At 41.0% G+C, this 25,754-nt stretch carries 26 protein-coding genes; 18 read left to right on the top strand and 8 right to left on the bottom strand.

All coding sequences use genetic code 11. The features are described from left to right. The first annotated feature begins 177 nt into the window (after nucleotides 1-177). The 8 genes from accA to NMG88_RS01320 all read left to right on the top strand — a co-directional run bounded on the left by accA (nucleotide 178) and on the right by NMG88_RS01320 (nucleotide 7,338). Nucleotides 178-1,158, top strand: coding sequence for an acetyl-CoA carboxylase carboxyl transferase subunit alpha (accA, locus tag NMG88_RS01355; RefSeq protein WP_042151111.1), 981 nt, complete (start codon nucleotides 178-180; stop codon nucleotides 1,156-1,158). Between the two features lie 52 nt (nucleotides 1,159-1,210). Then, complete coding sequence (locus NMG88_RS01350; RefSeq protein WP_042151108.1) at nucleotides 1,211-1,408, top strand: hypothetical protein; 198 nt, start codon at nucleotides 1,211-1,213, stop codon at nucleotides 1,406-1,408. Nucleotides 1,409-1,425: 17 nt separating this feature from the next. Continuing rightward, nucleotides 1,426-2,025 (top strand): methyl-accepting chemotaxis protein, encoded by a 600-nt coding sequence (locus tag NMG88_RS01345; RefSeq protein ID WP_052369320.1) that lies wholly within the window; start codon nucleotides 1,426-1,428, stop codon nucleotides 2,023-2,025. A gap of 138 nt (nucleotides 2,026-2,163) precedes the next feature. Further along, nucleotides 2,164-2,886: an SDR family oxidoreductase gene (locus tag NMG88_RS01340; protein ID WP_042151105.1), complete on the top strand. Its 723-nt coding sequence runs from the start codon at nucleotides 2,164-2,166 to the stop codon at nucleotides 2,884-2,886. A 68-nt stretch (nucleotides 2,887-2,954) separates the two neighbouring features. After that, the gene (folE, locus tag NMG88_RS01335) at nucleotides 2,955-3,644 is read left to right on the top strand and encodes a GTP cyclohydrolase I FolE (protein ID WP_026787165.1); all 690 of its coding nucleotides are present in this window, start codon (nucleotides 2,955-2,957) and stop codon (nucleotides 3,642-3,644) included. 106 nt (nucleotides 3,645-3,750) lie between these two features. Further along, on the top strand, nucleotides 3,751-5,181 hold the full coding sequence (locus tag NMG88_RS01330; protein ID WP_042151101.1) for a phosphoglucomutase/phosphomannomutase family protein: 1,431 nt from the start codon (nucleotides 3,751-3,753) through the stop codon (nucleotides 5,179-5,181). A 55-nt stretch (nucleotides 5,182-5,236) separates the two neighbouring features. Further along, nucleotides 5,237-5,848, top strand: coding sequence for an RdgB/HAM1 family non-canonical purine NTP pyrophosphatase (gene rdgB, locus NMG88_RS01325; RefSeq protein ID WP_042156944.1), 612 nt, complete (start codon nucleotides 5,237-5,239; stop codon nucleotides 5,846-5,848). 245 nt (nucleotides 5,849-6,093) lie between these two features. Beyond that, entirely contained in the window at nucleotides 6,094-7,338 is a 1,245-nt protein-coding gene (locus NMG88_RS01320; RefSeq protein WP_042151098.1) for an L-lactate MFS transporter, read from the top strand. Between the two features lie 51 nt (nucleotides 7,339-7,389). On the opposite strand, the gene NMG88_RS01315 is transcribed toward NMG88_RS01320, so the two are convergent. Further along, complete coding sequence (locus NMG88_RS01315) at nucleotides 7,390-7,728, bottom strand: P-II family nitrogen regulator (RefSeq protein ID WP_042151095.1); 339 nt, start codon at nucleotides 7,726-7,728, stop codon at nucleotides 7,390-7,392. Nucleotides 7,729-8,225: 497 nt separating this feature from the next. Between NMG88_RS01315 and ilvB the strand changes: the two genes are divergently transcribed. Both ilvB and NMG88_RS01305 read left to right on the top strand, forming a co-directional pair. Further along, on the top strand, nucleotides 8,226-10,088 hold the full coding sequence (gene ilvB / locus NMG88_RS01310; RefSeq protein WP_026787161.1) for a biosynthetic-type acetolactate synthase large subunit: 1,863 nt from the start codon (nucleotides 8,226-8,228) through the stop codon (nucleotides 10,086-10,088). Nucleotides 10,089-10,249: 161 nt separating this feature from the next. Continuing rightward, nucleotides 10,250-11,653 (top strand): tetratricopeptide repeat protein, encoded by a 1,404-nt coding sequence (locus NMG88_RS01305; protein WP_052338683.1) that lies wholly within the window; start codon nucleotides 10,250-10,252, stop codon nucleotides 11,651-11,653. 181 nt (nucleotides 11,654-11,834) lie between these two features. Here NMG88_RS01305 and NMG88_RS01300 read toward each other — a convergent pair whose 3' ends face one another. The 3 genes from NMG88_RS01300 to NMG88_RS01290 form a co-directional block, all read right to left on the bottom strand. Beyond that, nucleotides 11,835-12,899: an SGNH/GDSL hydrolase family protein gene (locus NMG88_RS01300; protein WP_227382206.1), complete on the bottom strand. Its 1,065-nt coding sequence runs from the start codon at nucleotides 12,897-12,899 to the stop codon at nucleotides 11,835-11,837. A 1-nt stretch (nucleotide 12,900) separates the two neighbouring features. After that, on the bottom strand, nucleotides 12,901-14,094 hold the full coding sequence (locus tag NMG88_RS01295; RefSeq protein WP_042151089.1) for an SGNH/GDSL hydrolase family protein: 1,194 nt from the start codon (nucleotides 14,092-14,094) through the stop codon (nucleotides 12,901-12,903). A gap of 138 nt (nucleotides 14,095-14,232) precedes the next feature. Beyond that, nucleotides 14,233-15,561 (bottom strand): hemolysin family protein, encoded by a 1,329-nt coding sequence (locus NMG88_RS01290; protein ID WP_042151086.1) that lies wholly within the window; start codon nucleotides 15,559-15,561, stop codon nucleotides 14,233-14,235. A gap of 133 nt (nucleotides 15,562-15,694) precedes the next feature. Here NMG88_RS01290 and mfd point away from each other — a divergent pair, with 133 nt between their 5' ends. The 6 genes from mfd to NMG88_RS01260 all read left to right on the top strand — a co-directional run bounded on the left by mfd (nucleotide 15,695) and on the right by NMG88_RS01260 (nucleotide 20,851). Further along, a complete protein-coding gene (mfd, locus tag NMG88_RS01285) occupies nucleotides 15,695-19,210 on the top strand; it encodes a transcription-repair coupling factor (protein ID WP_042151083.1) in 3,516 nt (1,171 codons plus the stop codon). 50 nt (nucleotides 19,211-19,260) lie between these two features. Continuing rightward, nucleotides 19,261-19,455: a hypothetical protein gene (locus NMG88_RS01280; RefSeq protein WP_026787155.1), complete on the top strand. Its 195-nt coding sequence runs from the start codon at nucleotides 19,261-19,263 to the stop codon at nucleotides 19,453-19,455. Then, nucleotides 19,440-19,769, top strand: coding sequence for a type II toxin-antitoxin system PemK/MazF family toxin (locus NMG88_RS01275; protein WP_026787154.1), 330 nt, complete (start codon nucleotides 19,440-19,442; stop codon nucleotides 19,767-19,769). Before NMG88_RS01280 ends, NMG88_RS01275 begins: the two co-directional genes overlap by 16 nt. A gap of 32 nt (nucleotides 19,770-19,801) precedes the next feature. Next, nucleotides 19,802-20,053, top strand: a complete 252-nt coding sequence (locus NMG88_RS01270; RefSeq protein ID WP_227349890.1) for a DUF6737 family protein — start codon at nucleotides 19,802-19,804, stop codon at nucleotides 20,051-20,053. A gap of 197 nt (nucleotides 20,054-20,250) precedes the next feature. Then, on the top strand, nucleotides 20,251-20,469 hold the full coding sequence (locus NMG88_RS01265; protein ID WP_026787152.1) for a hypothetical protein: 219 nt from the start codon (nucleotides 20,251-20,253) through the stop codon (nucleotides 20,467-20,469). Next, nucleotides 20,462-20,851 (top strand): pepsin/retropepsin-like aspartic protease family protein, encoded by a 390-nt coding sequence (locus NMG88_RS01260; RefSeq protein ID WP_227366430.1) that lies wholly within the window; start codon nucleotides 20,462-20,464, stop codon nucleotides 20,849-20,851. Before NMG88_RS01265 ends, NMG88_RS01260 begins: the two co-directional genes overlap by 8 nt. A gap of 341 nt (nucleotides 20,852-21,192) precedes the next feature. On the opposite strand, the gene NMG88_RS01255 is transcribed toward NMG88_RS01260, so the two are convergent. Next, on the bottom strand, nucleotides 21,193-21,447 hold the full coding sequence (locus NMG88_RS01255; RefSeq protein ID WP_026797524.1) for a DUF7219 family protein: 255 nt from the start codon (nucleotides 21,445-21,447) through the stop codon (nucleotides 21,193-21,195). Between the two features lie 364 nt (nucleotides 21,448-21,811). Here NMG88_RS01255 and NMG88_RS01250 point away from each other — a divergent pair, with 364 nt between their 5' ends. Next, nucleotides 21,812-22,573 (top strand): peptidylprolyl isomerase, encoded by a 762-nt coding sequence (locus NMG88_RS01250; RefSeq protein ID WP_227366431.1) that lies wholly within the window; start codon nucleotides 21,812-21,814, stop codon nucleotides 22,571-22,573. Between the two features lie 115 nt (nucleotides 22,574-22,688). On the opposite strand, the gene hetR is transcribed toward NMG88_RS01250, so the two are convergent. Together hetR and NMG88_RS01240 are read right to left on the bottom strand one after the other, a co-directional pair. After that, a complete protein-coding gene (gene hetR, locus NMG88_RS01245) occupies nucleotides 22,689-23,594 on the bottom strand; it encodes a heterocyst differentiation master regulator HetR (protein WP_254035031.1) in 906 nt (301 codons plus the stop codon). A 410-nt stretch (nucleotides 23,595-24,004) separates the two neighbouring features. Continuing rightward, nucleotides 24,005-24,376, bottom strand: a complete 372-nt coding sequence (locus NMG88_RS01240) for a hypothetical protein (protein WP_235750879.1) — start codon at nucleotides 24,374-24,376, stop codon at nucleotides 24,005-24,007. 299 nt (nucleotides 24,377-24,675) lie between these two features. On the opposite strand from NMG88_RS01240, the gene NMG88_RS01235 reads away from it, so the two are divergent. Next, nucleotides 24,676-25,311 carry a lipase family alpha/beta hydrolase gene (locus NMG88_RS01235; RefSeq protein WP_026787146.1) on the top strand — a complete coding sequence of 212 codons (636 nt, stop codon included), beginning with the start codon at nucleotides 24,676-24,678 and terminating at the stop codon, nucleotides 25,309-25,311. Here NMG88_RS01235 and NMG88_RS01230 read toward each other — a convergent pair. Continuing rightward, a complete protein-coding gene (locus NMG88_RS01230) occupies nucleotides 25,308-25,736 on the bottom strand; it encodes a VOC family protein (RefSeq protein ID WP_026787145.1) in 429 nt (142 codons plus the stop codon). The genes NMG88_RS01235 and NMG88_RS01230 overlap by 4 nt on opposite strands. Between the last annotated feature and the right edge of the window lie 18 nt (nucleotides 25,737-25,754).

Raw genomic sequence — 25,754 nt, 5'->3', positions numbered from 1 at the left:
ACTTTAATCTATTCCTTTGAGGATTATCAGATCAATGTTTCTATCGAATTTATCAACTGCTTCTTTGGCTATCGACTGACCGATCTAGGTGTTTTTGAGTCTCTGGGGTGAAACAGCTATCATTTTCCGATAAAATACTAGAAATAATATTTACCCTGTGTAACAGTAATTTTGAGTGTGGCTAATTCTAATCGAAAACCGATTCTCCTTGACTTTGAAAAGCCTCTAGTTGAGCTAGAAAGCCGAATTGATCAAATTCGTCAGTTAGCGAATGAAAATGGTGTGGATGTGTCCGATGAAATCCTACAACTCGAAGCCCGCGCCAGCCAATTGCGACAAGAAATTTTCAGTGGTTTATCTCCCTTACAACGGCTACAACTGGCTCGCCATCCCCGTCGCCCCAGTACCCTAGATTATATTCAAGCCATGACCGATGAATGGATGGAACTCCATGGCGATCGCCGGGGTTATGACGATCCCGCGTTGGTGGGAGGTGTAGCTCGTTTAGGGGGACAACCTGTGGTTATCCTCGGTCATCAGAAAGGACGGGATACCAAAGATAACGTCGCCCGTAATTTTGGGATGGCCGCCCCCGGTGGTTATCGGAAAGCGATGCGCCTGATGGAACACGCTAACCGCTTTGGGATGCCAATTCTGACCTTTATTGATACTCCTGGGGCTTGGGCGGGAGTGGACGCCGAAAAATTAGGCCAAGGAGAAGCGATCGCCTATAACCTACGAGAAATGTTTGATTTAGAGGTTCCAATTATCTGTACTGTTATTGGTGAGGGTGGTTCCGGTGGGGCGTTAGGTATTGGTGTGGGTGAAAAACTGCTGATGTTAGAATATTCGGTTTATACTGTAGCTACCCCCGAAGCCTGCGCCGCGATTTTGTGGAAAGATGCGGGTCAAGCTCCCCAAGCGGCCCAAGCATTGAAAATCACCTCCAAAGACCTCAAACAATTAGGCATTATTGATCAAGTTGTACCCGAACCCGATGGAGGCGCCCATAGCAACCCTTTAAAGGCAGCAGAACTACTGAAAAAGGCTTTAATTCAATCTTTAGGGGAACTTCTGGCTTTAACATCCCAGCAGCGTCAAGAAATGCGCTATCAGAAATTTAGAAATATTGGAGTTTTTGCAGAAGCTAAGGTTTAAAGGATGGATAATACCAGGGAAGAATAAGCAGAGAACCCAAACATTTGAAAATATGGCTAATAAAATCCCTTTAGAAGTTAAAATTAGTGGTTCATTTTTTGCCCTGGTATTTGGTATTGTTCTTCTGGGTTTCTATGGAGTGTCCCGTCTGAATAGGCAGATTGAAACCTTGGGTTATACTGTAATTACCAGTATTCGGGGTTTAAATAAAATTAATGAAGGACAAACCCAACTTCGCAATCTACAGTAGAACAAATTTCTAATAAGATGACGGGTTTAGATGAGCAAATAAATCAAATTAGTATAGTTACTAACTTAGTTACCGATTTAGCTAATCAAACTAATATGTTAGCGTTGAATGCTTCTATTGAAGCGGTGAGAGCCGGAGAATATGGGAAAGGATTTGCCGTCGTCGCGGGAGAAATTCGTAAATTAGCTGACCAAAGTAAAAATTCTGCGACTCAAATTAATCATTTAATTACCGAAACTCAAAAATCCCTGCAAACAACTGTTTCTGTAACCGCATCGGGCAAACAAAATGCCATAGATGGGATTGAATTATCCCAACAAACTGCTATGGCTCTGGAAAGGTTGTTTAATGGAATTAATCATGTAATGATGATTAATCAAGAAATTGCTTTAACTTCTCAACAACAAGCAACAGCAGTGGAACAACTCGTCACCGCCATGAACCAGATCAACCAGGGGACTCAACAAAGCGTCTTAGGAATTAGGGAAACCCGTGGTAGCGTTCAACAAATCAACCAAGTTGCCGTTAATCTTCAAAACCTGGCGGGAAAAAAAGTTGAGTTCTTTGTTGAGTTCCTTGAAGTTGAGAAGGATTCACCGAGAATCCTAAATCCTTAATGCTTTTGATGATATACTGATGGCAGTAACAAATCTTTACATATTTCTCAGATTCAGCAGTTTATAGATTTGTAACATTAGTTTGTATTGCGGGCGTCCTCGCTCGCTGGCATGGTCGAAAACTTAACAGGTACATGAATGAGCCTCGTGCAAAAAAGAGCCTTGATCACAGGAGCCAGTAGTGGCATCGGTCGGGCAACAGCCATAGCCTTTGCCAAAGCCGGGATTGATATTGCATTGGTCAGTCGCCAAAAGGATCGCTTAGAGTCTGTAGCCAAAGAAGCCCGCAATCTGGGTGTGGAGGCGAAAGCCTTCCCCCTAGACTTAGCAAAAGTCGAACAAGTTCATACCCAAATCGATAGTATCGTGGCTGCTTTTGGCTCCGTTAATATCCTCGTCAATAATGCCGGGATGGGATATACCGGAGACTTAATCGAAACATCCCTGGCCGATTGGCAAAAGGTAATCGACTTAAACTTAACTAGCGTATTCCAGTGTATAAAAGGTGTTCTGCCAGGGATGCGGGATCAAGGAAGTGGAACCATTATTAATGTTGTTTCCATTGCTGGTCTACAGGTTTTTCCCAACTGGGGGGCTTACTGCGTCAGTAAATTTGGTTTGATGGCTCTCTCCAAAACCCTGAACATAGAGGAACGGGCCAATGGAATTCGGGTAACGGCCCTCTGTCCGGGTTCTGTGAATACTCCCATCTGGGATAGCGAAACCGTTAAAGCTGACTTTGATCGCTCCGCAATGCTGACACCGGAGATTGTGGCTGAGTCAATTCTCTATGTGGCATTATTACCCACCTCTGCGGTTATTGAAGAATTAACCCTGATGCCAAGCGTTGGTAAGTTTTAAATCGTGTTCAATATCGATTTTAAAACAGTTTAACTTTGTTGTTTTTAAACCTTGATTCAAGATACACCATGACTATCTCCACAAACACCAATGGCGTCAAAAATGAGGACACTACTGGATTTTCGATTAGACCGGATCGGACTTTATCCTATAGTCAAAGCACTCCCTCCCAACTCTGCACAGAGGTGAGTGATGAGGAAATGATGGGGGCGGTTCGCACCATGCTTTTAGGTGTCGGTGAAGACCCCGAACGGGAAGGATTGCTCAAAACACCAAAACGGGTAGCTGAAGCCATGCGCTTTCTCACCAGTGGTTACAGTCAATCCCTGGAAGATTTGGTGAATGGGGCTATTTTTGATGAAGGCCATGAAGAAATGGTGCTGGTACGCGATATCACTTTTTTCAGTATGTGCGAACACCATATGTTACCTTTCATGGGTCGGGCGCACGTTGCCTATATTCCCAATCAAAAAGTAATTGGTTTAAGCAAACTGGCTCGAATTGTGGAAATGTACAGCCGTCGTTTACAAGTTCAAGAACGTCTAACTCGCCAAATTGCTGAAGCAGTTCAAAGCGTCTTGGAACCTCAAGGAGTCGCCATTGTCATGGAAGCCACCCATATGTGTATGGCAATGCGAGGGGTACAAAAACCCGGGTCTTGGACAGTAACTAGCGCCATGGTCGGTGTATTCCAAGATGAACAGAAAACCCGTGAAGAATTCCTAAATTTGATTCGCCACCAACCTTCGTTTTTTTAACACGGATTATACGGATTAAGAGGATTTCACAGATTACTGTTTTCTGTTGATCAACAAGTATTTGCCGGGATTCTTGGTTCTTAGTTCACTAACTAAAAAATTGATTATGACTCAACCGATTAAGTTTGGAACCGATGGCTGGCGCGGTGTGATTGCTGCGGACTTTACCTTTGAACAAGTGGCTTTAGTCGCCCCCATTGCAGCTCAGATTCTCTATCAAACCTATGGAGAAACAACCGGAAGCCGGACGATTATTGTTGGCTATGATCGACGTTTTTTAGCTGAGGAATTTGCCCAATGTGCGGCCGAAGCCATCCAAGTGGCGGGCTTTGATGTGAAACTGAGTGAAACTTATGCCCCCACTCCGGCTTTCTCCTTAATCGCCTATCAACAAAAGGCTTTAGGGGCGATTGTGTTAACCGCCAGTCATAACCCCGGTAAATATTTGGGTTTAAAAGTCAAAGGGGCTTTTGGGGGGTCAGTGGGGCCAGAAATTACCCAACAAATTGAGGCGTTATTAGAGCAACCCCCAACCTTTGAAACCCCGCGCGGAATCTTAGAACGCTTTAATCCTTGGCCAACTTATTGTGAAACTTTACGTTCTAAGGTGGATATTGGGGCAATTCAAGAGGCAATAAATCAAGGAAAATTAACGGTTTTTGCTGATGTGATGCACGGGGCGGCGACCGGAGGATTAACCCAATTATTGGGAGATAATATTCACGAAATTAATCCCGATCGTGATCCTTATTTTGGCGGGACGGCGCCGGAACCTCTACCTCGTTATATTCCTAAATTGTTTGAACAATTAGAATCCCATCGCTCTACTAACGGGGGTTTAGCCATTGGATTTGTGTTTGATGGGGATAGCGATCGCATTGCCGCAGTGGATCAAAATGGTAATTTTCTCAGTTCTCAAATTTTGATTCCAGTATTAATTGAACATTTATCTACTCGTCGCGGATTTACTGGAGAAATTGTTAAAACCGTCAGTGGTTCTGATTTAATTCCTCGAATTGCTAAATTATTTAATTTATCGCTGTATGAAACGGCGATCGGTTATAAATATATTGCTGATCGAATGTTGGCTACTGAAGTTTTAGTCGGGGGCGAAGAATCGGGAGGGGTGGGTTATGGAACCCATATTCCCGAACGGGATGCGCTGTTATCGGCGCTGTATGTCTTAGAAGCGATGGTACAGTCTGGGGAAGATCCGACCCAAACCTATCAACGGTTACAGGCGCAAACGGGCTTTGATTCAGCCTATGATCGGATTGATTTACCCTTAGTTAGTATGGATGTGCGATCGCGTCTAGTTGAACAACTTAAAACTCACCCCCTACAGGAAATTGCGGGACAGGCTGTGGTTGATTGTTTGACCGTTGATGGCTACAAATACCGCCTCGCAGATAGTCGCTGGTTATTAATTCGCTTTAGTGGGACAGAACCCTTTCTCCGTCTTTATTGCGAAGCTCCCGACATGGATAGGGTTCAAGAAACCCTAGCCTGGGCAAAGGATTGGGCAAATCAGTTTTAGTATGGATCAGGGCGAGGTGTCCTTGCCCTTCCTCGTTAATTATTATCACTTGAATATGACCGAAAAAATATTAATTGTTGCAACCGGAAATCCAGGTAAACTAAAGGAAATGCAGGCTTATTTGGAGGATTTAGAGATTGAATTGCAGATTAAGCCCAAAGATTTAGAAATAGAAGAAACCGGAAAAACTTTTGTTGAAAATGCGGCCTTAAAAGCGTCCCAAGTTGCCTTAGCGACGGGAGAATGGGCGATCGCCGATGATTCAGGATTGGCTGTAGAAGCCTTAAATGGAGCGCCAGGACTCTATTCAGCCCGTTATGCTCCTACGGAAGCCGAATGTATTGTGCGACTGCTCAAGGAACTCGGAGATCACCCTAACCGGAATGCTGAATTTATTTGTGCAGTAGCGATCGCCCGTCCCGATGGTTCCATTGCTGTAGAATATCAGGGAATTTGTCAAGGAACAATCACAAATGAACCAACTGGAATCGGAGGTTTTGGTTACGATCCGATTTTTTACGTTCCCCAGGTTAACATGACCTTTGCCCAAATGTCTGCGGAATTAAAACATAAAATCTCCCACCGGGGTCAAGCCTTCCAAGGGATTCTACCCCAACTGCAAACATTATTTGAGAGCGCAAATATAGACAATAAAAACTTTGAATAGGACTATATAGCAATCGTAAAAGGCTGTAATATTTCAATACTGACATGAAACAGTCAAAAGTCTTACCCCTGTTCCCTGTTCCGGTGTTCCCTTTTGGTCAACAATTTTGAACACAACTCAAAGAGGATTGCTATAGAAATCGTAAATAGGTTGTAACATTTCCATACTGACATCAAACAGCCAGAAGTATTATCCGGTGTTCCCTATTACCTTGTAGACTTGATGAAATTTTCATCTTTTCAGATATGAACATAATTAATAATCATGGAACAAAGATAAACATCCTGGGAATACCGGCAGATCGAGGTAGATGGCTTTTAATACCTTTGGGGATGACTATTCTACTGTGCTTAGGTAGTGTCTATTCCTGGAGTATTTTTAGAACTCCCTTGGAAAAAGAACTGGGAATTAGTGCCAGTGCCAGCCTATTGCCATTCACATTTATTTTAGTTTTTTATGCGGCTGTCATGCCGATAGCCGGTTTTTATATTCCTCGGATTGGTACTCGTCTCATGACCGCAGTTGGCGGGATGATCGTCGGTTTAGGTTATATTCTTTCCAGCTTTGCTACCAATGTGACAACGCTAGTCTTGACCTATGGAGTGATTGCTGGCATTGGGGTTGGTATTGCCTATGGTGTGCCGATGGTGGTAGTATCCCGATGGTTCCCTGATAAAAAAGGATTGGCTGTAGGGTTGACGATTATTGGCTTTGGACTTTCCCCCTTGATCACCGCTCCCCTCGCCAACCAACTAATCGATATCTATACTGTTCGACCCACCTTACGGATTCTCGGTATTGCCTTTATATTGATCATTTTAGCCATTTCCCTGACTATGAAGTTGCCACCCCAGGGCTGGCATCCTCGACAAAATATGGCAAATTCCACATCGATACTAGCCTCATCTTACCCTAAGAATTTGTTGCGGAGTCGCTCATTTTATGGACTGTGGATTTGCTATGTGATCGGCACTTTAGTTGGTTTGAGTGCGATCGGTATTTCTAGTACAGTAGGAGAGGAAATTATTAATATTGACCCGACCGTGGCGGCTAGTAGTGTTTCCTTATTTGCCCTATTTAATGGGGTAAGTCGTCCCTTGTTCGGTTGGTTAGTTGATCGGTTTAAGCCTCACTATATTGCTATTTTGTCCTATGTGTTAATTTTAATCGCCTGTATATTAATGGTCAACGCCCAGACAGGACAAGTTGGTAACTACCTGATTGCCTTCTGTCTATTTTGGTTTTGTCTGGGCGGTTGGTTGGCAATGGCTCCCACTATCACCCTGGGCTTTTTTAATCCAGAACAATATGCTCAAAACTATGGCATTGTCTTTACAGCTTATGGTGTTGGTGCTTTGATTGGAACCTTGGCGACGGGTCGTATTCGAGATTTATTTGGCACATACACCTATGTGTTTTACCCAATGGCATTTTTGGCGATGATTGGCATTATTGTGGCTTGTTTTCTGCTGAAAAAAGAAAGATTTTGAATAAAATAAAAGTGGGATACGACAATGCCGTATCCCTGATGGCAAGAAAACTTAAATTGCCTCTAAATTTTTCTCTCCAGTCCGAATTCGGATAATTTGTTCCACAGCCGAGATAAAGATCTTACCGTCACCGATTTCCCCTGTACGGGCAGCAGTAATAACTTTATCCAAGACCATATCAACCTGACTATCTTCGACAACAATTTCGACTTTAAGTTTTTGCAGGAATTCCACGGTGTACTCAGAACCCCGGTAACGTTCTGTTTGACCCTTCTGACGTCCGAACCCTCTAACTTCAGAAACCGTCATCCCCACAATACCCGCATTGACCAGGGCGATTTTAACCTCATCAAGCTTAAAAGGCCGAATAATTGCTTCTATCTTCTTCAAAATCCTCACTCCTCAAGTTAAATATTTCTTGTAGTCGTCACTTAGCATTCTATCTGTTGATATCACCGCTAAGAGACAATTATTTGTAAAATATGCTACAATTTATCACCTAAATGGAATTAGGGTTGACTTAGCCTAACATCTTGATCTCAATGTGATCTAATCAGACTAGAGAACAAGACAAAAGCCACCGAACCAGCCCCAAATCCATCAGAGATTTTACCATACTTTGGAAAGTTAGGATAATGGTTTAAGAATCGATAGACAGACTTCATCGAAAATCTATCTGATCTCCCTGAAAAATCCCAACATCCTTAACAACTTCACTGATATTGTAAAGTCTTGTTAAAAGTGGCAGTCTCTCAGGCCTGAGAGCTTGGTAACTTTTAAAATAAAAAAACTATCTACGGGCGGGTTAATCAAAATCAAATTTTAGTGTCAATACACTAATTAAAAAACCCACCCCAGTCAACTTAAACACAGTTCGAGGAATTACTGTGCAACTAAAAACTAAAATAGCTGCAAAACGAGCAACGGGTGCTTACGCACTGATGGATAGTTTGAAGCGCCATGGCGTCAAACACATTTTCGGTTATCCCGGTGGAGCGATTTTGCCCATTTATGATGAACTCTACCGCTTTGAAGCCGCGGGGGATTTAAAACATATCCTGGTGCGTCATGAACAAGGAGCCGCCCATGCCGCCGATGGTTATGCCCGGGCAACGGGCCATGTAGGGGTCTGTTTTGGGACTTCTGGCCCCGGAGCCACTAACTTAGTTACGGGGATTGCCACAGCCCAAATGGACTCGATTCCGATGGTGGTGATTACCGGACAGGTTCCCCGATCGTCCATTGGGACGGATGCCTTCCAAGAAACGGATATTTATGGGATCACCCTGCCAATTGTCAAACACTCCTATGTGGTGCGTGACCCGAAGGAGATGGCTCGAATTATCGCCGAGGCTTTCCATATTGCCAGTAGTGGACGTCCTGGCCCGGTATTAGTTGATATTCCTAAAGATGTAGGTTTAGAAGAATTTGATTATGTTCCCGTTAATCCTGGGGAAGTCACCCTACCCGGATATCGGCCAACGGTCAAGGGAAATAGTCGCCAAATTAATCAAGCCATTAAATTAATTCGGCAAGCTGAAAAACCGTTGCTCTATGTTGGAGGCGGGGCGATTGCTGCTGGCGCCCATCGAGAAATCCAAGAATTAGCCGAACTATTTAATCTCCCCGTGACCACAACCCTGATGGGTAAGGGAGTGTTTAGTGAAACCCATCCCCTATCGGTGGGAATGTTGGGAATGCACGGCACTGCTTATGCTAATTTTGCGGTGACGGAATGCGATTTATTAATTGCCGTGGGCGCCCGTTTTGATGACCGGGTGACGGGGAAATTAGATGAATTTGCCTCCCGTGCCAAGGTGATCCATATTGATATTGATCCGGCCGAAGTTGGGAAAAATCGCGCTCCGGAAGTTCCCATTGTTGGGGATGTTAGACAGGTGTTAGTGGATTTATTGCGCCGATGTCAGGAAACGGTCGAACCCCCCCCCAATCCCCCGTGCACGGGGGGAGCGGAAACCAGTCTAACGGCCGAATGGTTACAACGCATTCAACGCTGGCGGGAAGATTATCCCCTGGTTGTGCCGATTTATCAAGATTCTCTTTCTCCCCAAGAGGTGATCGATACTTTGGGGAAAATGGCTCCTGATGCTTATTTCACAACCGATGTGGGACAGCACCAAATGTGGGCGGCTCAATTCCTGAAAAATGGCCCGCGACGATGGATTTCCAGCGCCGGGTTAGGGACAATGGGCTATGGAATGCCCGCAGCGATGGGGGCAAAAATGGCTCTCCCGAATGAACAGGTGATCTGTGTGGCTGGCGATGCTAGTATTCAGATGAATATTCAGGAGTTGGGGACTCTGGCTGAATATGGAATTAATGTTAAAACCGTGATTGTCAATAATGGTTGGCAAGGTATGGTGCGTCAGTGGCAAGAAACCTTCTATGGCGAGCGCTATTCTTCTTCTAATATGCAGGCGGGAATGCCTGATTTTGTGATGTTAGCCCAAGCCTACGGGGTTAAGGGGATGCAAGTCACCCGCCGGGAGGACTTAAAGGATGCGATCGCAGAAATGTTGGCATTTGAGGGCCCGGTATTAATGGATGTGCAGGTGAAACGGGATGAAAACTGTTATCCCATGGTCGCCCCAGGTAAGAGCAATGCTCAAATGATTGGTTTACCCGAACGGACAAATTTAGAAACCATTGAGTTAGTTTATTGTAGCAATTGTGGCGCGAAAAATGTGGGCAGTAATAATTTCTGTCCTGAATGTGGCACTAAATTGTAAATTAACCAGATTTCAGGTGATCAGCAACCCCTATATGGGGTTGTTTTTTGTTGATTTCAGGTGTACGGTTTGTTGTTGTGCTTTAGCACTCTGATTCGGAAGTGCTAAAGCACAACAACGGGATCAGAGAATTTTTAGTTATTTATTTTTAGTTTGATTTAATGAATAGTAATCATGAATCGGTATCGGAACTTACCCTTGAATATTATATTAATTTAGGTCGGCAATATTATCAAGGGCAAAACTGGGAAGCGGCGATTAATAATTATTTAAGGGCTTTAGAGTTACAGCCGGACTATTTCGGGACTTACTATGCTTTAGGGTATAGTTATTTTCAAGATGGTCAATGGGAAAAGGCGATCGCAAATTACCTTAAAGCAACGGAATTAAAACCGGATTTAATTGATTGTTACCAAAATTTAGGCTATGCTTATATTAAATTAGGTCAAGGTTATCAAGCCTTAGAATATTATAATCAATTATTAACTTTTGAAGGAGCTATTCTCTATCCTCCCCATAACTATTTGCGAGAAATGTTAATTCAATGGCAAAGTATTAATTTCTCGGAGATCAGTCATAATTCAGATCGGAAAATTATCAAGATTTTTCAAGCTGACCCCGGGTTATATAGTATGCTTAATCGTTTATCTTCTGGATATCAAAAACAGGTTTTTTCTCGACTTCAAGAACAAGGAATTGAGGTGACGGAAGATCAAACGGAAGCGGATATCATTATTTCTCAATATATTGTTCTTTTAGAAAGTTTTGCTCGTCAATATAAGCAGCAAAAAAAATACCTTTTATATACAGAAGAACCCCGGTTTGATCTTAATTTTGAGTCTAAAGTTAATATTGATGGAGTCGAAATTAATATTATGAATATTTATACCGGAGATGTTTTTGTTAATAATTATCATCTTTGTATTTGGCGGGGTAATGTGTTTAGTCAACCCTTACAATTCTTCACCGATGATGATTTTGGACGACCTAAACATCGGAAAATTGCAGCTTTAATGTCAAAAAATCCGGTGGCTGGATTTACAACTTTAGTCAGGGAGGGAAAAAGTATTGATTTATATAATTTACGGAATCAAATTGCTTTAGAAGGTCATCAATTAGGGAAAGTTGATATTTATGGAAATGGTTGGGAAATCGGAATTACTATAGAAAATTCTAGGGATGGAGACTGGACAACTCGCAAGTTTGAAATTCTCCAAGATTATCATTTTAATCTGTGTTTTGAGAACACTATTGCCCCCTATTATTGTACAGAAAAAATTTGGGATGCCATTATTGGCGGATGTTTACCGATTTATTATGGGGGAAAAGATGCAACTATTTATCAGGATTTCCCCCGGAATAGTTTTTTAGACTATTCTGATTTTGAGCATCCTAGGGAGTTGTTTCAATATATCGAAAATATGACCTTTTTAGAATATAAACAACGGTTGAATTTATGTATTGAGACATTTAACCGTGTCGGGGAAATTCTCCGAAATCATGATTTTTATATTCCTCAACGGGCGGATAATTTAGCTGAAAAAATTAGAAGTATCGTTTTTTAAAACTCAGTCATCGTTGTTGTGCTTTAGCACTTCCTAATCCGAGTCCTCACCAGTCTAACAACCGGATAACGGAGGATTCTTGTAAAGAATTGAAACGTTTACTTGTGCATGGAGACAAGGGGACTGAAACAATAAAATACGGAGGCCCTAAAGAGCCTACTACATTATCCGCGAAATCTATTTAATCAGCAAGAGCTTTTAAATGTCTACTAATTAATTCCGCAGCGAAACTATTTCCGGCGATATTCCAGTGGGTATCATTGGGTTTATAGAGGCGAGTTGTTTTAGAAGCGGCGACAAAACTCGGTAATAAATCCAAATAGTCAATATTGGCCTGTCGTAAGCGCTCTGTTAACATTCGGTTAGGAAGTTCAAAATCTAATAAATTCGGATCATTTGGATCAAAAGCTGTTTTTACTTGCTGTTGAAGTTGTGAATTAACTTGAACTTCATCAGGGATAATTACAATAGTTAAGGGGATATTTTGAGAATCGGCAATTTGTTTAATTTTAATTAAATCCTGCATCGCATCTTCTAAAAAACCTTTAAAGATATCATCCGGGGGATTTCGCACAAACATATTACTTTTGCTAACCGTATCTTGCAGATATTTAGCACTATCAATACTCGGTTGGTTATCGTCATATTTAAGCACCGGGTTGATGAATGTACCTTGATAATGGCTTTGAAGTTTAATTAAAGATTTAATTAGAGCAATAACATAGGAATTTTCCTGTTTTCTCAGGTGGGCGGTCATAGAATTATCTAAAAAATCATTGCCCATATAGAAGGATAAAACAATTCGGTCTGGATTTAATTTTAATCCTTCATTCACTAAAAGATATAAATAATCCTTTGGCCCCATACCGGGAATGCCCATATTAATCACTTCAGTTTTTTTACCGGATTGATTTAATTTTTTTTCTAAAAGCGTCAAATAATTATATTGATAGGGAACAATACCATAAGCAAAGGAATCTCCTATCCCTAAAATTCGGTGGGTTTGGGCAGGTTTTTCTACGGTAAATTCTAAATCTTTAAAACCTTGGGAATTTAACTTAAAATCATAGTCGGGGGCGTTGGCTTTTCCCCGAAAACGGTTATAGGAAGAATCATAAAAAACAAAACTAGGATTAATTTTATTATAAATTCTTAGAGTAATTTCGGACATCACAAACGTAATTAAAGCGATTAATGCAGTTTGTCCGAGAATTTGAGTAAAAGCTTTTAGTTGGGTTTTTTGCATTTTAAATTTTATTGGAAGAAGGGGGAAAAAGTTTAAAAAATTGATTGGTTTTGGGAATTAAATTCTCAAATAATATTTCCGCAGCCAGTTGATTTCCGGCTGAATTCCAGTGAGGTTCTTGTAACAAGTATAAGGGACGTTGTTTTTGTTCAGCTTGAAACCGAGGGCGGAAATCTATATAGGTAATTTTTTGTGATTGCAGATGGGGAATTAAAATATTTTGCATACAGTTTGGGTCATATTTGGATAAATTAAGTTCATATTTTTGGGTGATTTGGTTTAGTAAGTTAGGATTAACTTGAAATTCATCGGGATATATCGCAACAATAAACTGGGTATTTTGTTGTTTTAACAGCCGATTCATTTCGTCAATGCTTTGGAGAATATAATTAATATTACCATTCCAAACTCCTTTTTGCAAATCTTGACGTTTACAAAATTCTAAGCGGCTTTTTTCTATCTCCAGAAAGGTTTCTGGGGATAAAATACCAGGGGATTTGTCTGCTTGAGAATTATTAGCAACGAGTTGTAACGAATAAGGGGAAGAAGACGGTAAAACCGATTGTTTTTTTGCCTTTGCAGCTTCCTGAAATACTTTGTATTTTTGCTGGATAAAGAGTAACAAACGAGATTGATTAATAATCGGATAGCCGAATAATTTTAACTCCTTGCGTTTATCAATATCAATATAAATATCATTCACAATAATCCGTTTTCGGTTGGGTTTAGCATCAATAAAATCATTGCCAACAAAAAAACCTAATATAACCAAATCAGGATGATATTCTAGGGCATATTTTTTTAACAGGGCTAATTGTTCTCCGGTGTGAGTTCCGGGGTATCCAGCATTAATAACTTCAACTTGAGAATTTTGATAATATTGGGCAAATTTCTGTTCTAATAAAGCGGTATAGTTTCCTTCTTTTCCCCCCGCCCAATTAAAGGAATCACTCAGAATTAAAATTCGATATTTTCCCGGTTCTTTTTGTAGGGGATAATCTCGATCATTAAACCCAAATTGATTATTTCCATTGGCGTAGGGACGAATTTTAAATCCTAAATCGGGATCATATTGATAGAGTCCTTGGGATAACTGGGGTTCGAGGACAATCATTAATATTTCTACTAAGAATAATGGTACAATTGTCCAACAGAATAATAATAGCAAGATTTTGGATAGAGATTTTTTAATCATAAATAATCTAAAACTACAGCATAAAAGATTAATTTAACCACAAAGACACAAAGAAGTTTTAAACACTAACCTGTTTCTGGTTATAGCGATCGCAAACTTACTAAATTCTAGCTTAATTAAGAGAATAATTTATTTTTTTCAAGGTTCAATAAGCTGATTATTTTTATTCAAAGAAGGAGGAACAATTAATACTTTATCAACGCGGTTGCCATCCATATCCATCACTTCAATGCGTAAATTTTGCCATTCAAAATAATCAGCAGCAGCCGGAATCCGCCCTAACTGAGTAATCACAAATCCTCCAACTGTATGATAATTTCCTTCTGATTGTTCTAATAAATCTTCTAAATCAAATAACTCAAAAAATTCCTCAACGGGCAACATTCCATCTAATAACCAAGATCCGTCTTCCCGTTGCACTTTCTGGGGTTCTTCGGGATTATCCCAGGAGGGCATATCGCCGACTAATTCCATTAGAATATCATTTAAAGTTACTAATCCTTGAATTACGCCATATTCATCAACAACTACAGCAAAATGGGTTTCTCCCTGTTTAAATAATTCTAAAATTTTTAAAACAGAAGTGGTTTCAGGAACAAATAAGGGACGGCGTAAATTTGCAGTTAAATCTAAGGGATGACCGGATAGGGATTGAGTTAATAAATCCGCGACTTTAATAAACCCTAAAACATGATCTAAATCTTCCTGACAAACTAGAATGCGAGTGTAACTATTTTGGGCAATACTCTGACGATTTTCTTCGGCAGAATCATCAATATCAAGCCAAAAAATCTCAGGGCGAGGCGTCATTAAACTTCTGACTTGGCGATCGCCTAATTCAAACACTCGTCCGACAATACTTTGTTCCGCTTCCTCCACAATTCCTGATCGGGTTCCCTGCTCAATCATAATCTTAATTTCCTCCTCGGTAACTTCCGGTTCCGTCGAGGTGTTACTACCCAAAAGCTTTAAAATTAATTCCGTAGACATACCCAATAAATGTACAATCGGGGAACTAAAATTAGATAACCAACGCATGGGAATTGAAACGCTAGTTGCGATGGATTCAGGAGCATTCAGAGCTAACCGTTTAGGAACTAATTCCCCGATTATTAATGATAAATAGGTAATAATGATCACAACAATTGTAAAACTAATTGCATTGCTGTGGGGAACTAAAATCGGAATTTTGTTTAGTTGGATGGCTAATCGGGCTGAAATTGCCGATCCTCCAAAAGCCCCGGCTAAAATGCCAATCAGGGTAATTCCAATTTGCACCGTTGAGAGTAAACTATTGGGAGAGTTGGCTAATTCCAAAGCAAATTTTGCCTTTTTATTGCCTCGATTGGCTGACTGTTGTAAACGAACTTTCCGCGCCGAAAGAATCGCAATTTCTGACATCGCAAATACGCCATTGGCGACAATCAGAAGGAAAACGATTAGAATTTCTTGGAATACAGATGACATTTTGAGGTCAGAATAGGAAGATAAAAGATTAGAATAACTGATCTTATCAAGATCTAATTATCCTATCGGATTTTCAAAGAATTGCTTAAAATATTAAAACGACTGCATTCCCTGTTCCCCGTTCCCTGCCAATATGACATTTTCCTCCATCGTGCGTGCATTGGGGCGATCGCCCTTAACGGCTGAACTCCTGACCAAACTGAATAAATCCCAGTCCCTCTACCTCAATGGTCTGTCTCGCATTCCCAAGGGGTTAGTCGCTTCAACTTTAGCTCAGGAGTCGGGATTAAATTTATTTGTGGTGACGGCGACCCTAGAGGAAGCGGGACGGTGGGCGACTCAACTGGAGGCGATGGGATGGGCCACAGTTCAGTTTTACCCCACTTCTGAAGCGTCGCCCTACGAGTCGGTGACTTCCGAGGAGATGACCTGGGGACAAATGCAGGTGTTAGCGGAGTTGGCGGGACGGTTGCAGACACCTTCGGCCGTACCGATGGCAATTGTGGCCACAGAACGGAGTTTACAGCCCCATTTACCCCCGGTTTCGGCGTTTCAACCCTATTGTTTAAAACTGTATCGGGGGATGACCTCGGCCGGAAAAACCCTTGATGAACAATTCGCCAAGTTAGGCTATGAGCGCGTATCCTTGGTGGAAACCGAGGGCCAATGGAGTCGGCGGGGGGATATTGTGGATATTTTCCCGGTGGCCTCGGAATGGCCTGTGCGTTTAGAATGGTTTGGGGATGAGTTAGAACAAATTCGAGAACTAGATCCCATCACCCAAAGATCCTTAGATAAAATTGAAAATCTAATTCTCACCCCGACCAATTTTGATGTAATTATTCAAGGTAATTTAGCCTCGGCTGAAACCTTAATTTCCCAAATTATTCCCCCCATCCCTAAACCAGAATTTCAACTCGATAATAATAACTATAAATCCCCTAAATCCTATCATCCATTATTAGGTTTAGCTTTTGAACAACCCGCTTGTTTATTAGACTATTTAACCGATACAACTTTAATTGTGATTGATGAAATTGATCAATGTTGTGCCCATAGCGATCGCTGGTTAGAACATATTGAAGAACAATGGCAAGCCTTACCCGAAAAACCGCCTAAAATTCATCGTTTATTTACCGAATCTTTGCAACAAATTGAATCCTTTGATAAACTCTATTTATCTGAAATAGGGGATTATCAACCCAGCCTAGTTAATATTACCAATGTTCCCAGTTTAAACCTATCTTCTCGTCCAGTTCCGGCAACTCCCCATCAATTTGCTAAACTGGCGGAATTAATTCGTTATGAGCGACAACGATATTTTTCTATATTTATTGTTTCCGCCCAACCTAGTCGATCGGTTGCCCTATTATCAGAACATGATTGCCCCTCAAAATTCATTCCTAACCCCCGTGATTATCCCGCCATTGATAGCTTAATTAAAAATACCCCCGTCGCCTTAAAATATACCGGACTTGCCGAATTAGAAGGGTTTATTTTACCCACTTTTCGGTTAGTTTTAATTACTGACCGAGAATTTTATGGTCAGCATTCCCTAGCCACCCATGGTTATATTAGAAAACGACGACGGGCGGCATCAAAACAGGTTGAACTGAATAAACTCCGACCAGGAGATTTTGTGGTTCATCGTCAACATGGGGTAGGGAGATTTACTAAATTAGAAAGTCTAGTGATTAATAACGAAACTAGGGAATATTTGGTCTTACAATATGACGATGGTACGTTAAGAGTTGCCGCCGATCAAGTTGGCAGTTTATCGAGATTTAGAAGTACCGGGGGCAAAGTTCCCCAACTGAATAAACTTAGCGGACAAGCTTGGGAAAAAACCAAGGAAAAAGTCAAAAAAACCTTAAAGAAATTAGCCGTAGATCTATTAAAATTATATGCCCAACGCGCCCAACAAACTGGCTATGCGTTCCCCCCTGATATGCCTTGGCAACAGGAACTAGAAGACTCCTTTTCCTATCAACCAACCCCCGATCAAATTAAATCAACCCAAGACGTGAAACGGGATATGGAAAGCGATCGCCCCATGGATAGGTTAGTTTGTGGAGATGTAGGATTTGGCAAAACAGAAGTCGCAATTCGGGCTATTTTTAAAGCCGTTACTGCTGGAAAACAGGTGGCATTATTAGCCCCCACTACAATTTTAACCCAACAACATTATCATACCATAAAAGAACGATTTTCTCCCTATCCCATAGAAGTTGCTTTAATTAATCGTTTTCGCACCAATTCCGAAAAACAAGAGATATTAAAACGGTTGGCAACGGGAGAAATTGATATAATTGTTGGCACTCAATCCTTACTGGGAAAAGGGGTACATTTTAAGGATTTAGGGTTATTAGTCGTTGATGAAGAACAACGTTTTGGAGTGAATCAAAAGGAAAAAATTAAGACATTAAAAACCCATGTTGATGTCTTAACTTTAACCGCTACTCCCATTCCTCGTACCTTATATATGGCATTATCTGGAATTCGAGAAATGAGTTTAATTACTACTCCTCCTCCCTCCCGTCGCCCAATTCAAACCCATTTATCTCCTTTGAATTTAGAAATAGTTAGAACAGCAATTCGTCAAGAAATAGATCGGGGGGGACAGGTGTTTTATGTTGTGCCTAGAATTGAAGGAATTGAAGAAAAATCTGCCCAAATTCGAGAGATGATTCCTGGGGTGAGATTAGCGATCGCCCACGGACAAATAGATGCCTCCGAATTAGAATCAATTATGTTAACATTTAGTTCCGGGGATGCGGATGTTTTAGTCTGTACAACCATTATTGAATCGGGGTTAGATATTCCCAGAGTTAACACGATTTTAGTTGAAGATTCCCACCGTTTCGGCCTAGGTCAATTATATCAATTACGCGGTCGGGTTGGACGTTCTGGGGTGCAAGCTCACGCCTGGTTATTCTATCCGACAACGGCCGACGGACGGGTTAATTTAACCGATGATGCTCGCAAAAGATTGAGAGCAATTCAAGAATTTGCCCAGTTAGGATCGGGCTATCAATTAGCTATGCGAGACTTAGAAATTCGGGGCGCGGGAGACATTTTAGGGGCCGAACAATCGGGTCAAATGGATGTGGTAGGGTTCGATCTTTATAGTGAAATGTTACAAGAAGCAATTCAAGAAGTCCGGGGTCAAGAAATTCCCCAGGTTGATGATACTCAAATTGACTTGAGTTTAACAGCTTTTATTCCTTCCGATTATATACCGGATTTAGATCAAAAAATGAGTGCTTATCGGTCAGTTGCTGCTTGTAAAAGTCGGGATGAATTATCTCGAATTGAAGAAGATTGGTGCGATCGCTATGGCCCAGTTCCTACCCCGGCGCGTCAATTAATTAGAATTATGGAACTCAAACAAATTGCTAAGAAATTAGGCTTTTCTCGGATTAAACCCGACGGAAAACAACATATTTTATTAGAAACCCCCATGGAAGAACCCGCATGGAATTTATTAAAAGCCAATTTATCAGAAAGTTTACATACTCGGTTTGTGTATAGTAAAGGTAAAGTTACGGTGAGGGGATTAGCGGTATTAAGTGCGGATAAACAGTTAGAATCTTTAATAGGTTGGTTAGCCCAAATGCAAACCGCTTTACCGGAAAATTCTGTTGTTTAGATAATCCCGTTTTTCTGAATTTTCAAACCCAAAAAATCAAGGTCAAAAACATGAACACTAAAGAATTATTAATTAAAGAAGTAGAAAATAGTCCTGATTTCATCTTACAAGAGGTTTGGGATTTTCTGCAATTTCTTAAAACCAAATATCAGCAAGAACAGTTAGAAATTAGTATACTGAGTGAATCTTCCCTACAAAAAGATTGGTTACAGCCGGCGGAGGAGGAAGCATGGAAAAATTTGTAAAAGGTGATGTAGTTATTGTCCCTTTCCCCTTTTCTGATTTAACACAAGCCAAGCGACGGCCTGCATTAGTAATAGCAACCTTAACAGGAGATGATCTAATTCTTTGCCAGATTACTAGCCAAACTATCGGTGATTGCTATGGTATTACCCTTGAAAATAGCGATTTTAGTGAGGGAGGACTCAACCAAAATAGCAATATTAGACCTAATCGTTTGTTTACTGCTGATAAAGGAATTATACTGTATAAAGCGGGTCAAATTAAACCCCAAAAGTTAGTAGAAGTTATTGCTACAATAGTTAAAATTATTCAGTAATCATTTTCTTAATCATAGAGTTAATAAATACAATGACCGATCAAACACCGATTGAAACCCCAACCTTTAACCCCTGGAATTATAAACCCTGGTGGTGTCAACCTTGGTCAATTCTATTAACTGGAATTACCCTAATTTCAGGGAGTTGGTTTCTATTTAAAACCCTGTGGATTACAATTTTAGTCGCTATTCCTTTGTTGGCCTGGATGGGATTTTTTGTATTAATCTGGCCGAAGTTAATGGCAGAGGTTTATTCTCAGGAGTATTTAAGTAATAAGGAATAAGTTGTCAATGAATTTAAAAATATAATACCCCTAGATTTAACCATAAGTCAATGCCTTAACCCCGATTGCATTTATGTAGGGGCTTGTCTGCTGTTTGCCGCGCGACGTACTGATTTTCCTAGACTAACAGCTCCGCGAGGGTTGGGTAAAATCTTTGGAGTAGTGGTAAGATGGAAAAGTAAATTCAAGGTTGTTTTATGTCAAATCCTGAATTATTAGCTCAACTGCGGCAATTATCCCGTGCGGATAAGTTTCAAATGATGCAGTTTTTAACGGCTGAATTGGCAAAAGAAGAAGGAATTATATTAGGGAATGAAGCAGCAGAAATTATTGGTGCAGTGCATACATCTAATGGTGCAGCAGAACAATTGATGCAGTTACTAGAAACAGAAAAAAAGCAAACTCAAAATGTTTAATATTAGGCGATATCCTTTTCAACCTAAACGGGATGAGTTTGGCGTTTTAGCTGATGTTCCCTATCTGCCTTTAACACTAACTTATCAAAATCGTTCGGTTGAGGTTATGGGTTTGCTCGATACAGGAGCTAGTGTTAATGTGTTGCCTTATAATATTGGAATACAATTAGGAGCAATTTGGGAAGAACAAAGATTTTCTATTGCTTTAGCGGGTAATTTAGCAAGTGTTCAAGCAAAAGCGTTATTAGTTTTGGCAACAGTAGGGGAGTTTGAGCCAGTTCAGTTGGCTTTTGCTTGGACTAGGGTAAATAATATTCCAATTATTTTAGGACGGACTAATTTTTTACTGAGTTTGATGTTTGTTTTTTTGGGTCACAATTAGCGTTTGAAGTATGTCCTAAATTTAGGGATAGTTGAGATTATTAATCTTCTAAAATAGTCTTTTGTAGCCAAGTAATAATAGTTTGAATCAGGTGCGGATCTTGTTTTTCCCCTGAACAGAAACCGGGTTTCTTAATTTAATCTTGGGTAAGCCGCAAAAATTGTCGCAGAAACCCGATTTCTTATATGGATTGAAGTTGATGCTTAAGCGAAGTCGAAGGGCTCACGATGCAGCCCATTGCGGTGTTCCCTGCTATAAACTATTTGGTAAAGTTTGCCTGAAATTAAATTTTTATTGAAAGAATTAACCTTCCTTGCAAGACTCTCTGATGGCGTTGCTAATTAACTATTTTCTGGAGTCTCATCAGGAGGTTTACTAATTCCTAGACTTTTTTTCGATGAACGTAATTTTTTCCAAAGTTGTTTGATTTGTTGATAGGCTTCCTCTGAACTTACTTTCCCATTCGTTTCCAATCCACAAATATAGTTAACTCGCTGGGCAAATTCCTGCAAGTTGGAATTGAAAATCAGTTTTTCTGGCGTAAACTCTCCCTGGTAACGACTACGGGGGTAAAGAAAATCATCGCGTTCTGACATAGCTATCTCCCAAACAATTAGGACTGTGGGGTTCCAAATAGGACGGAAAATGGACAATTAGCCACTACCGAGATTCATCAAAAGCAGTTAAGGGCTTAATTGACATTCTATTGGGTTTAATCCTCATTGTACTTAACATAGCCTATCTGCGTAACAACTATAGCAATCGCTGCCTTCGAGACGGAGATTGTAAGATTTTATCGTAGGATCTGATCAAAAATCCTACACGGATTGCCATATTGACTAAGCCGTGGCTGAATATTGAGACGGGGAGTAGTGGGGACTGTCGGTAAATCTGATAGCACCGAGAGCCTAAACCCGTACAATATTTGTGAGTAGAATCGCGTTTAGGATGTGAATTTCAGTGGCTAATCCATTTTTAACCGTTAACGACGAACCCATTATCTTAGGTCAAGCCCTAAAATACTTGCAAGCGGCTGGAAAACTACAGCCCATGGTAACTGATATTTTGCGAGAATATATTCTGGATCGGGAATTGCAATCTCGAACGGATTTGGATATCCCTGCTGCTAGTATTGAACAATCCGTAGTGAATTTTAGATTAGAACGTAATCTCAGCGACCCCCAAGCCTTTCAACAGTGGTTGGAAAGTAACCGCATGACCTACGAAGCCTTTCACGAACAAATTGTTTCTGGGTTCAAACGGGAAAAACTCAAACTTTCAATCGTACAACCTCAACTTGAGGAGTATTTTCAGCAACGAAAACCCGCCTTAGATGCAGTGGTCTTATCACGAATTTCCTTAAATGACTATGAACTTGCAGAAACATTAGTATCCCGTTTAAAAGAACAGGAAAGCCGATTTGAAGAATTAGCCCGAGAGTATTCCATTACCAATGAACGCTCTTTTGGCGGCATGATGGGGGCTGTGGGTTGGTCAACCATTCCCGATAATCTCAAGGTGATTTTACAGCAAACCCCACCCGGACAAATTGTTGGCCCGATGGAAGTCGAGGGCGGTTGGTGTATTTTCCGAGTAGACGAGTTTTTAGAAGCCTCCTTAGACAACCCTCAAGTTAAACAACGGCTGCAAAACGAATTATTTGATCAGTGGTTGAATCAACAACTACAATCCGCTAAAATCACCCTGAATATTCAAGAGTGAACGAACCTGACGGTCAACGGAGTAACGTTAGACCGTAGGCTTCTTTTTCTTTTTTTCCAAAGGCTTTTTTGAGTGACGGAGTTCCCCCACCACTTTCAACCTTAAACCTTTTGGATTAGTCTTCTTCTTCCTTTGGCCCGAATACCATTTGTACCACCATGGTTTCTCCTCCCTGTTGATGATATCGATCCGCCCATTGCCGAATAATTTCATCTAATTCTTCAATGGCTCGATCAATTCGTTCCGGGGGTATATCTAATTCTTCTAAAACCCTTATTACCCTAGGTTGACGTTCAGCCCAGTCCTTCATTAATCTAAAATATCTGGCTGTATCTTCCACCATAATAAAAGTTCTTTCCTCCTGATCTTCAGGGGAATAGGTGGCTCGATTTAGGGCATAAAACGGCATTCCCCAAGGGGATTCGATTTTGATTACGGTTTCAGAATAGGTTAAACGGCGCTTAATATGTTCGGCTAAGGCTTTACTCAAAGGCATTCTCCGATTCGGTTCTAAATCTTCCTGAGAACGGGTATGTAAAAAATCAATTAATTCCATAAATTGAAAAGAATTAATTAATTGAGCATCGGGTAAATATTTAGGGAGTTTAGTTTCAATCACCCGCTTTTCTTCTTGAGTTAAACTACTACCTGAAATCCGAGATCGTCCCGGTTGCCAAGGATAATTTTCTAACCAAACATAGGGAAACTGAATCAAATATCGAGGTTCTTGAGACCCCAACATTTTTAATAGTTTGCCTTCGGTTAATGCTTGTTGAACTTCTTCAACAATCACCTTGACTCGCTTGGGTTCAATATGGTGCAGGTGTCCTGTCATTCTCAGGTTTTTTCCCTGTTCCATATAGGTCATGTAAATGGCACATTTCGCCGCCGTGGCAGCCGCATCGAGGAACGCCCCATGTCGATGTCCACTGGTTCGCATGGCGCTAAAAGCCAGATATAACAGAATCTGATCCATGGCACTGGGGCTAAGACTTTTGATCAGATCGGTGTCTTTTGTCATAGAAACCTCATAGAAATTTAGAAACGAGCATGGCTTTAGCCATGAGCAGAAAAGAGACTGAAGGGATCTCAGTCACCTAGAAAATTCTCAAGTTGATGACAGCAACCAACCAACGATAGCACCGTCATGAGTCGGCAGGCACTTGGTGCATTGTTGATTAGCCTATCAAAATTAAGTAGATTATTTAGCACCCTTGGCACTCAGGGTTCCCATATTAATTGATCGATCACACAATTCTATTCTATCTTAAATATTACCAGAGATTTGGGTTTAAAGCCTTGCCCTTCTAAGCCAACTTTTGGGGTCAACCCATCAACAATCAAAAAAAAACCAAAAGCCCAAAAAACTATTAACCTCCCCAGCCTGATGCAGATAGCTAGAGAGGTTGATGGTTTTGACACTTCAGCAGATTAGGAGCGATTCATCTGATTTGCCATATCTGTGAACATCGCCAGACTCGGCCCGGGCCGACGACGGGGGGTAGGGGATGAGGAGGTTAAATATTCCGTAGAAAAGTTCATACCAGCAGGGGTTTTTACCTGGGGGTTAAGGGGGGCGGGTTCCTCAACTGGGGGGGGGTGAGGGGCAGGAGGAGCAACGGTTGTGGTTTGGGGTTTAGCCACAGCCACAGTTTCGGGTTGATCTTTTGCTGCTTTTGCTGATGCTGCTTTTGCTTTAGGTGCGGGTTTAGACTCGGCTGGAGATGCTTGTTTATCTTGAGCATCGCCAAACTCTAAATAATATCCATCTTTTTTCTTAGAACCAAAAAATTTATTTAACATTATACTTACTCCGTGGGTATTTTTAGGAAGTTTCAAGCCTGAGCCCTGAATTCAGACTAGGGAAAAATGAAAGATTTGTCTACAAAAATTTACATATTGTTACATTTTGTTTAAACAAAACTCCCGATTTTCCTAGGTTTCGGTAAAAAATCTCTCATCTGTTTGCATTTATTTACAAATTTCTCAGAATAGGAGTGAGCAGTTAATCAATGACCAGTTGCAGGAATGGCCCCTAGTTGCATCCAGAATCTCCCGTGATAGTCTAAGTTGGAACCAATATTAATCCAATTTAAAATCCCATGGATAACAGCAGCCCTCGCCATCCGGTTTTATTGATTCACGGTATATTTGATACCAAAGCAATTTTTAAAACCATGACAGCCCATCTAACTAAACGGGGATGGGATATTCACAGTCTGAATCTGATTCCTAATGATGGTCGATTTGGCTTAGAAGCCTTAGCCCAACAAATTACAGCTTATGTGAATCAAACCTTCCCCCCGGAACAACCGATTGATTTAATCGGGTTTAGTATGGGAGGAATTGTTAGTCGTTATTATGTCCAACGCTTGGGAGGAATTGAACGAGTTCAACGTCTGATCACGATTTCCTCCCCCCACAACGGAACCTTAACGGGATATCTTTACCCCACCTTGGCTGCATCCCAAATGCGTTCCCATAGTCCGTTTTTAGAAGACTTAAATCGGGATTTAGAAGTCCTAGACTCGATCAATTTTACCTCCATTTGGACACCTTTGGATGGGATGATTGTCCCGGCTGAAAGTTCTCATATCTCTATTGGTGAAGAATTCACGGTTAATGTTTTTCTCCATGCTTGGATGGTAAACGATCCCAAAAGTTTAGCTATGGTAGAGAAAGCCTTAAATTCACCTCTAAAAACCTTGACCCGTTCGGTGTCACCCGCTACCCTTTAAATGTCGCCAACCTGGGCGTATTCGTTACAGCCAAATACGGCTTCGGGATGACAGTAATATTTGAATTCCAAGAGATTATAAAAAGGATCTTCTAGGAAAAAAGTGCGGTGTTCTGTAGGTAAACTCGGAAAACGGCGTTTGGGCTCTTGGTAAAATTTCAGGTGTTTTTTTTGGGCACGGTCTAAGAGAGTTTCCCAGTCTGTCTCGGAAGTAAAGATTAACCCAAAGTGTCGGGGATAAATCCCATTTTGGGGTGTTAGGGGTTCTTGACCGACATGGGCGACAATTTGATGGCCGTAGAGGTTCATAATGATGGAATTGCGGGTTTCTCGACCGATTTCGCACCCTAAACCCTCCCCATAAAAGGCTTTAGTTTGTTCGATATTGTTCACGGGAAAGGCAAGATGGAATAATGTTTTATTCATGGTTTTGAGATCAAATTT

It is taken from the genome of Planktothrix agardhii (genome assembly GCF_904830935.1).
GTDB classification, from domain to species: Bacteria; Cyanobacteriota; Cyanobacteriia; order Cyanobacteriales; family Microcoleaceae; genus Planktothrix; species Planktothrix agardhii.
This window is presented reverse-complemented; position numbering and strand designations above follow the sequence as displayed.

Coding starts and splice junctions, on each gene's coding strand:
- NMG88_RS01270 (WP_227349890.1), top strand. CDS start 19,802: ATGACCGATCAAACACCGATTGAAACCCCAACCTTTAACCCCTGGAAT.
- NMG88_RS01280 (WP_026787155.1), top strand. CDS start 19,261: ATGAACACTAAAGAATTATTAATTAAAGAAGTAGAAAATAGTCCTGAT.
- NMG88_RS01340 (WP_042151105.1), top strand. CDS start 2,164: ATGAGCCTCGTGCAAAAAAGAGCCTTGATCACAGGAGCCAGTAGTGGC.
- NMG88_RS01330 (WP_042151101.1), top strand. CDS start 3,751: ATGACTCAACCGATTAAGTTTGGAACCGATGGCTGGCGCGGTGTGATT.
- mfd (WP_042151083.1), top strand. CDS start 15,695: ATGACATTTTCCTCCATCGTGCGTGCATTGGGGCGATCGCCCTTAACG.
- NMG88_RS01265 (WP_026787152.1), top strand. CDS start 20,251: ATGTCAAATCCTGAATTATTAGCTCAACTGCGGCAATTATCCCGTGCG.
- NMG88_RS01230 (WP_026787145.1), bottom strand. CDS start 25,736: ATGAATAAAACATTATTCCATCTTGCCTTTCCCGTGAACAATATCGAA.
- NMG88_RS01345 (WP_052369320.1), top strand. CDS start 1,426: ATGACGGGTTTAGATGAGCAAATAAATCAAATTAGTATAGTTACTAAC.
- NMG88_RS01350 (WP_042151108.1), top strand. CDS start 1,211: ATGGCTAATAAAATCCCTTTAGAAGTTAAAATTAGTGGTTCATTTTTT.
- NMG88_RS01295 (WP_042151089.1), bottom strand. CDS start 14,094: ATGATTAAAAAATCTCTATCCAAAATCTTGCTATTATTATTCTGTTGG.
- NMG88_RS01320 (WP_042151098.1), top strand. CDS start 6,094: ATGAACATAATTAATAATCATGGAACAAAGATAAACATCCTGGGAATA.
- hetR (WP_254035031.1), bottom strand. CDS start 23,594: ATGACAAAAGACACCGATCTGATCAAAAGTCTTAGCCCCAGTGCCATG.
- NMG88_RS01305 (WP_052338683.1), top strand. CDS start 10,250: ATGAATAGTAATCATGAATCGGTATCGGAACTTACCCTTGAATATTAT.
- NMG88_RS01240 (WP_235750879.1), bottom strand. CDS start 24,376: ATGTTAAATAAATTTTTTGGTTCTAAGAAAAAAGATGGATATTATTTA.
- folE (WP_026787165.1), top strand. CDS start 2,955: ATGACTATCTCCACAAACACCAATGGCGTCAAAAATGAGGACACTACT.
- NMG88_RS01290 (WP_042151086.1), bottom strand. CDS start 15,561: ATGTCATCTGTATTCCAAGAAATTCTAATCGTTTTCCTTCTGATTGTC.
- NMG88_RS01275 (WP_026787154.1), top strand. CDS start 19,440: ATGGAAAAATTTGTAAAAGGTGATGTAGTTATTGTCCCTTTCCCCTTT.
- NMG88_RS01235 (WP_026787146.1), top strand. CDS start 24,676: ATGGATAACAGCAGCCCTCGCCATCCGGTTTTATTGATTCACGGTATA.
- rdgB (WP_042156944.1), top strand. CDS start 5,237: ATGACCGAAAAAATATTAATTGTTGCAACCGGAAATCCAGGTAAACTA.
- NMG88_RS01300 (WP_227382206.1), bottom strand. CDS start 12,899: ATGCAAAAAACCCAACTAAAAGCTTTTACTCAAATTCTCGGACAAACT.
- NMG88_RS01255 (WP_026797524.1), bottom strand. CDS start 21,447: ATGTCAGAACGCGATGATTTTCTTTACCCCCGTAGTCGTTACCAGGGA.
- NMG88_RS01260 (WP_227366430.1), top strand. CDS start 20,462: ATGTTTAATATTAGGCGATATCCTTTTCAACCTAAACGGGATGAGTTT.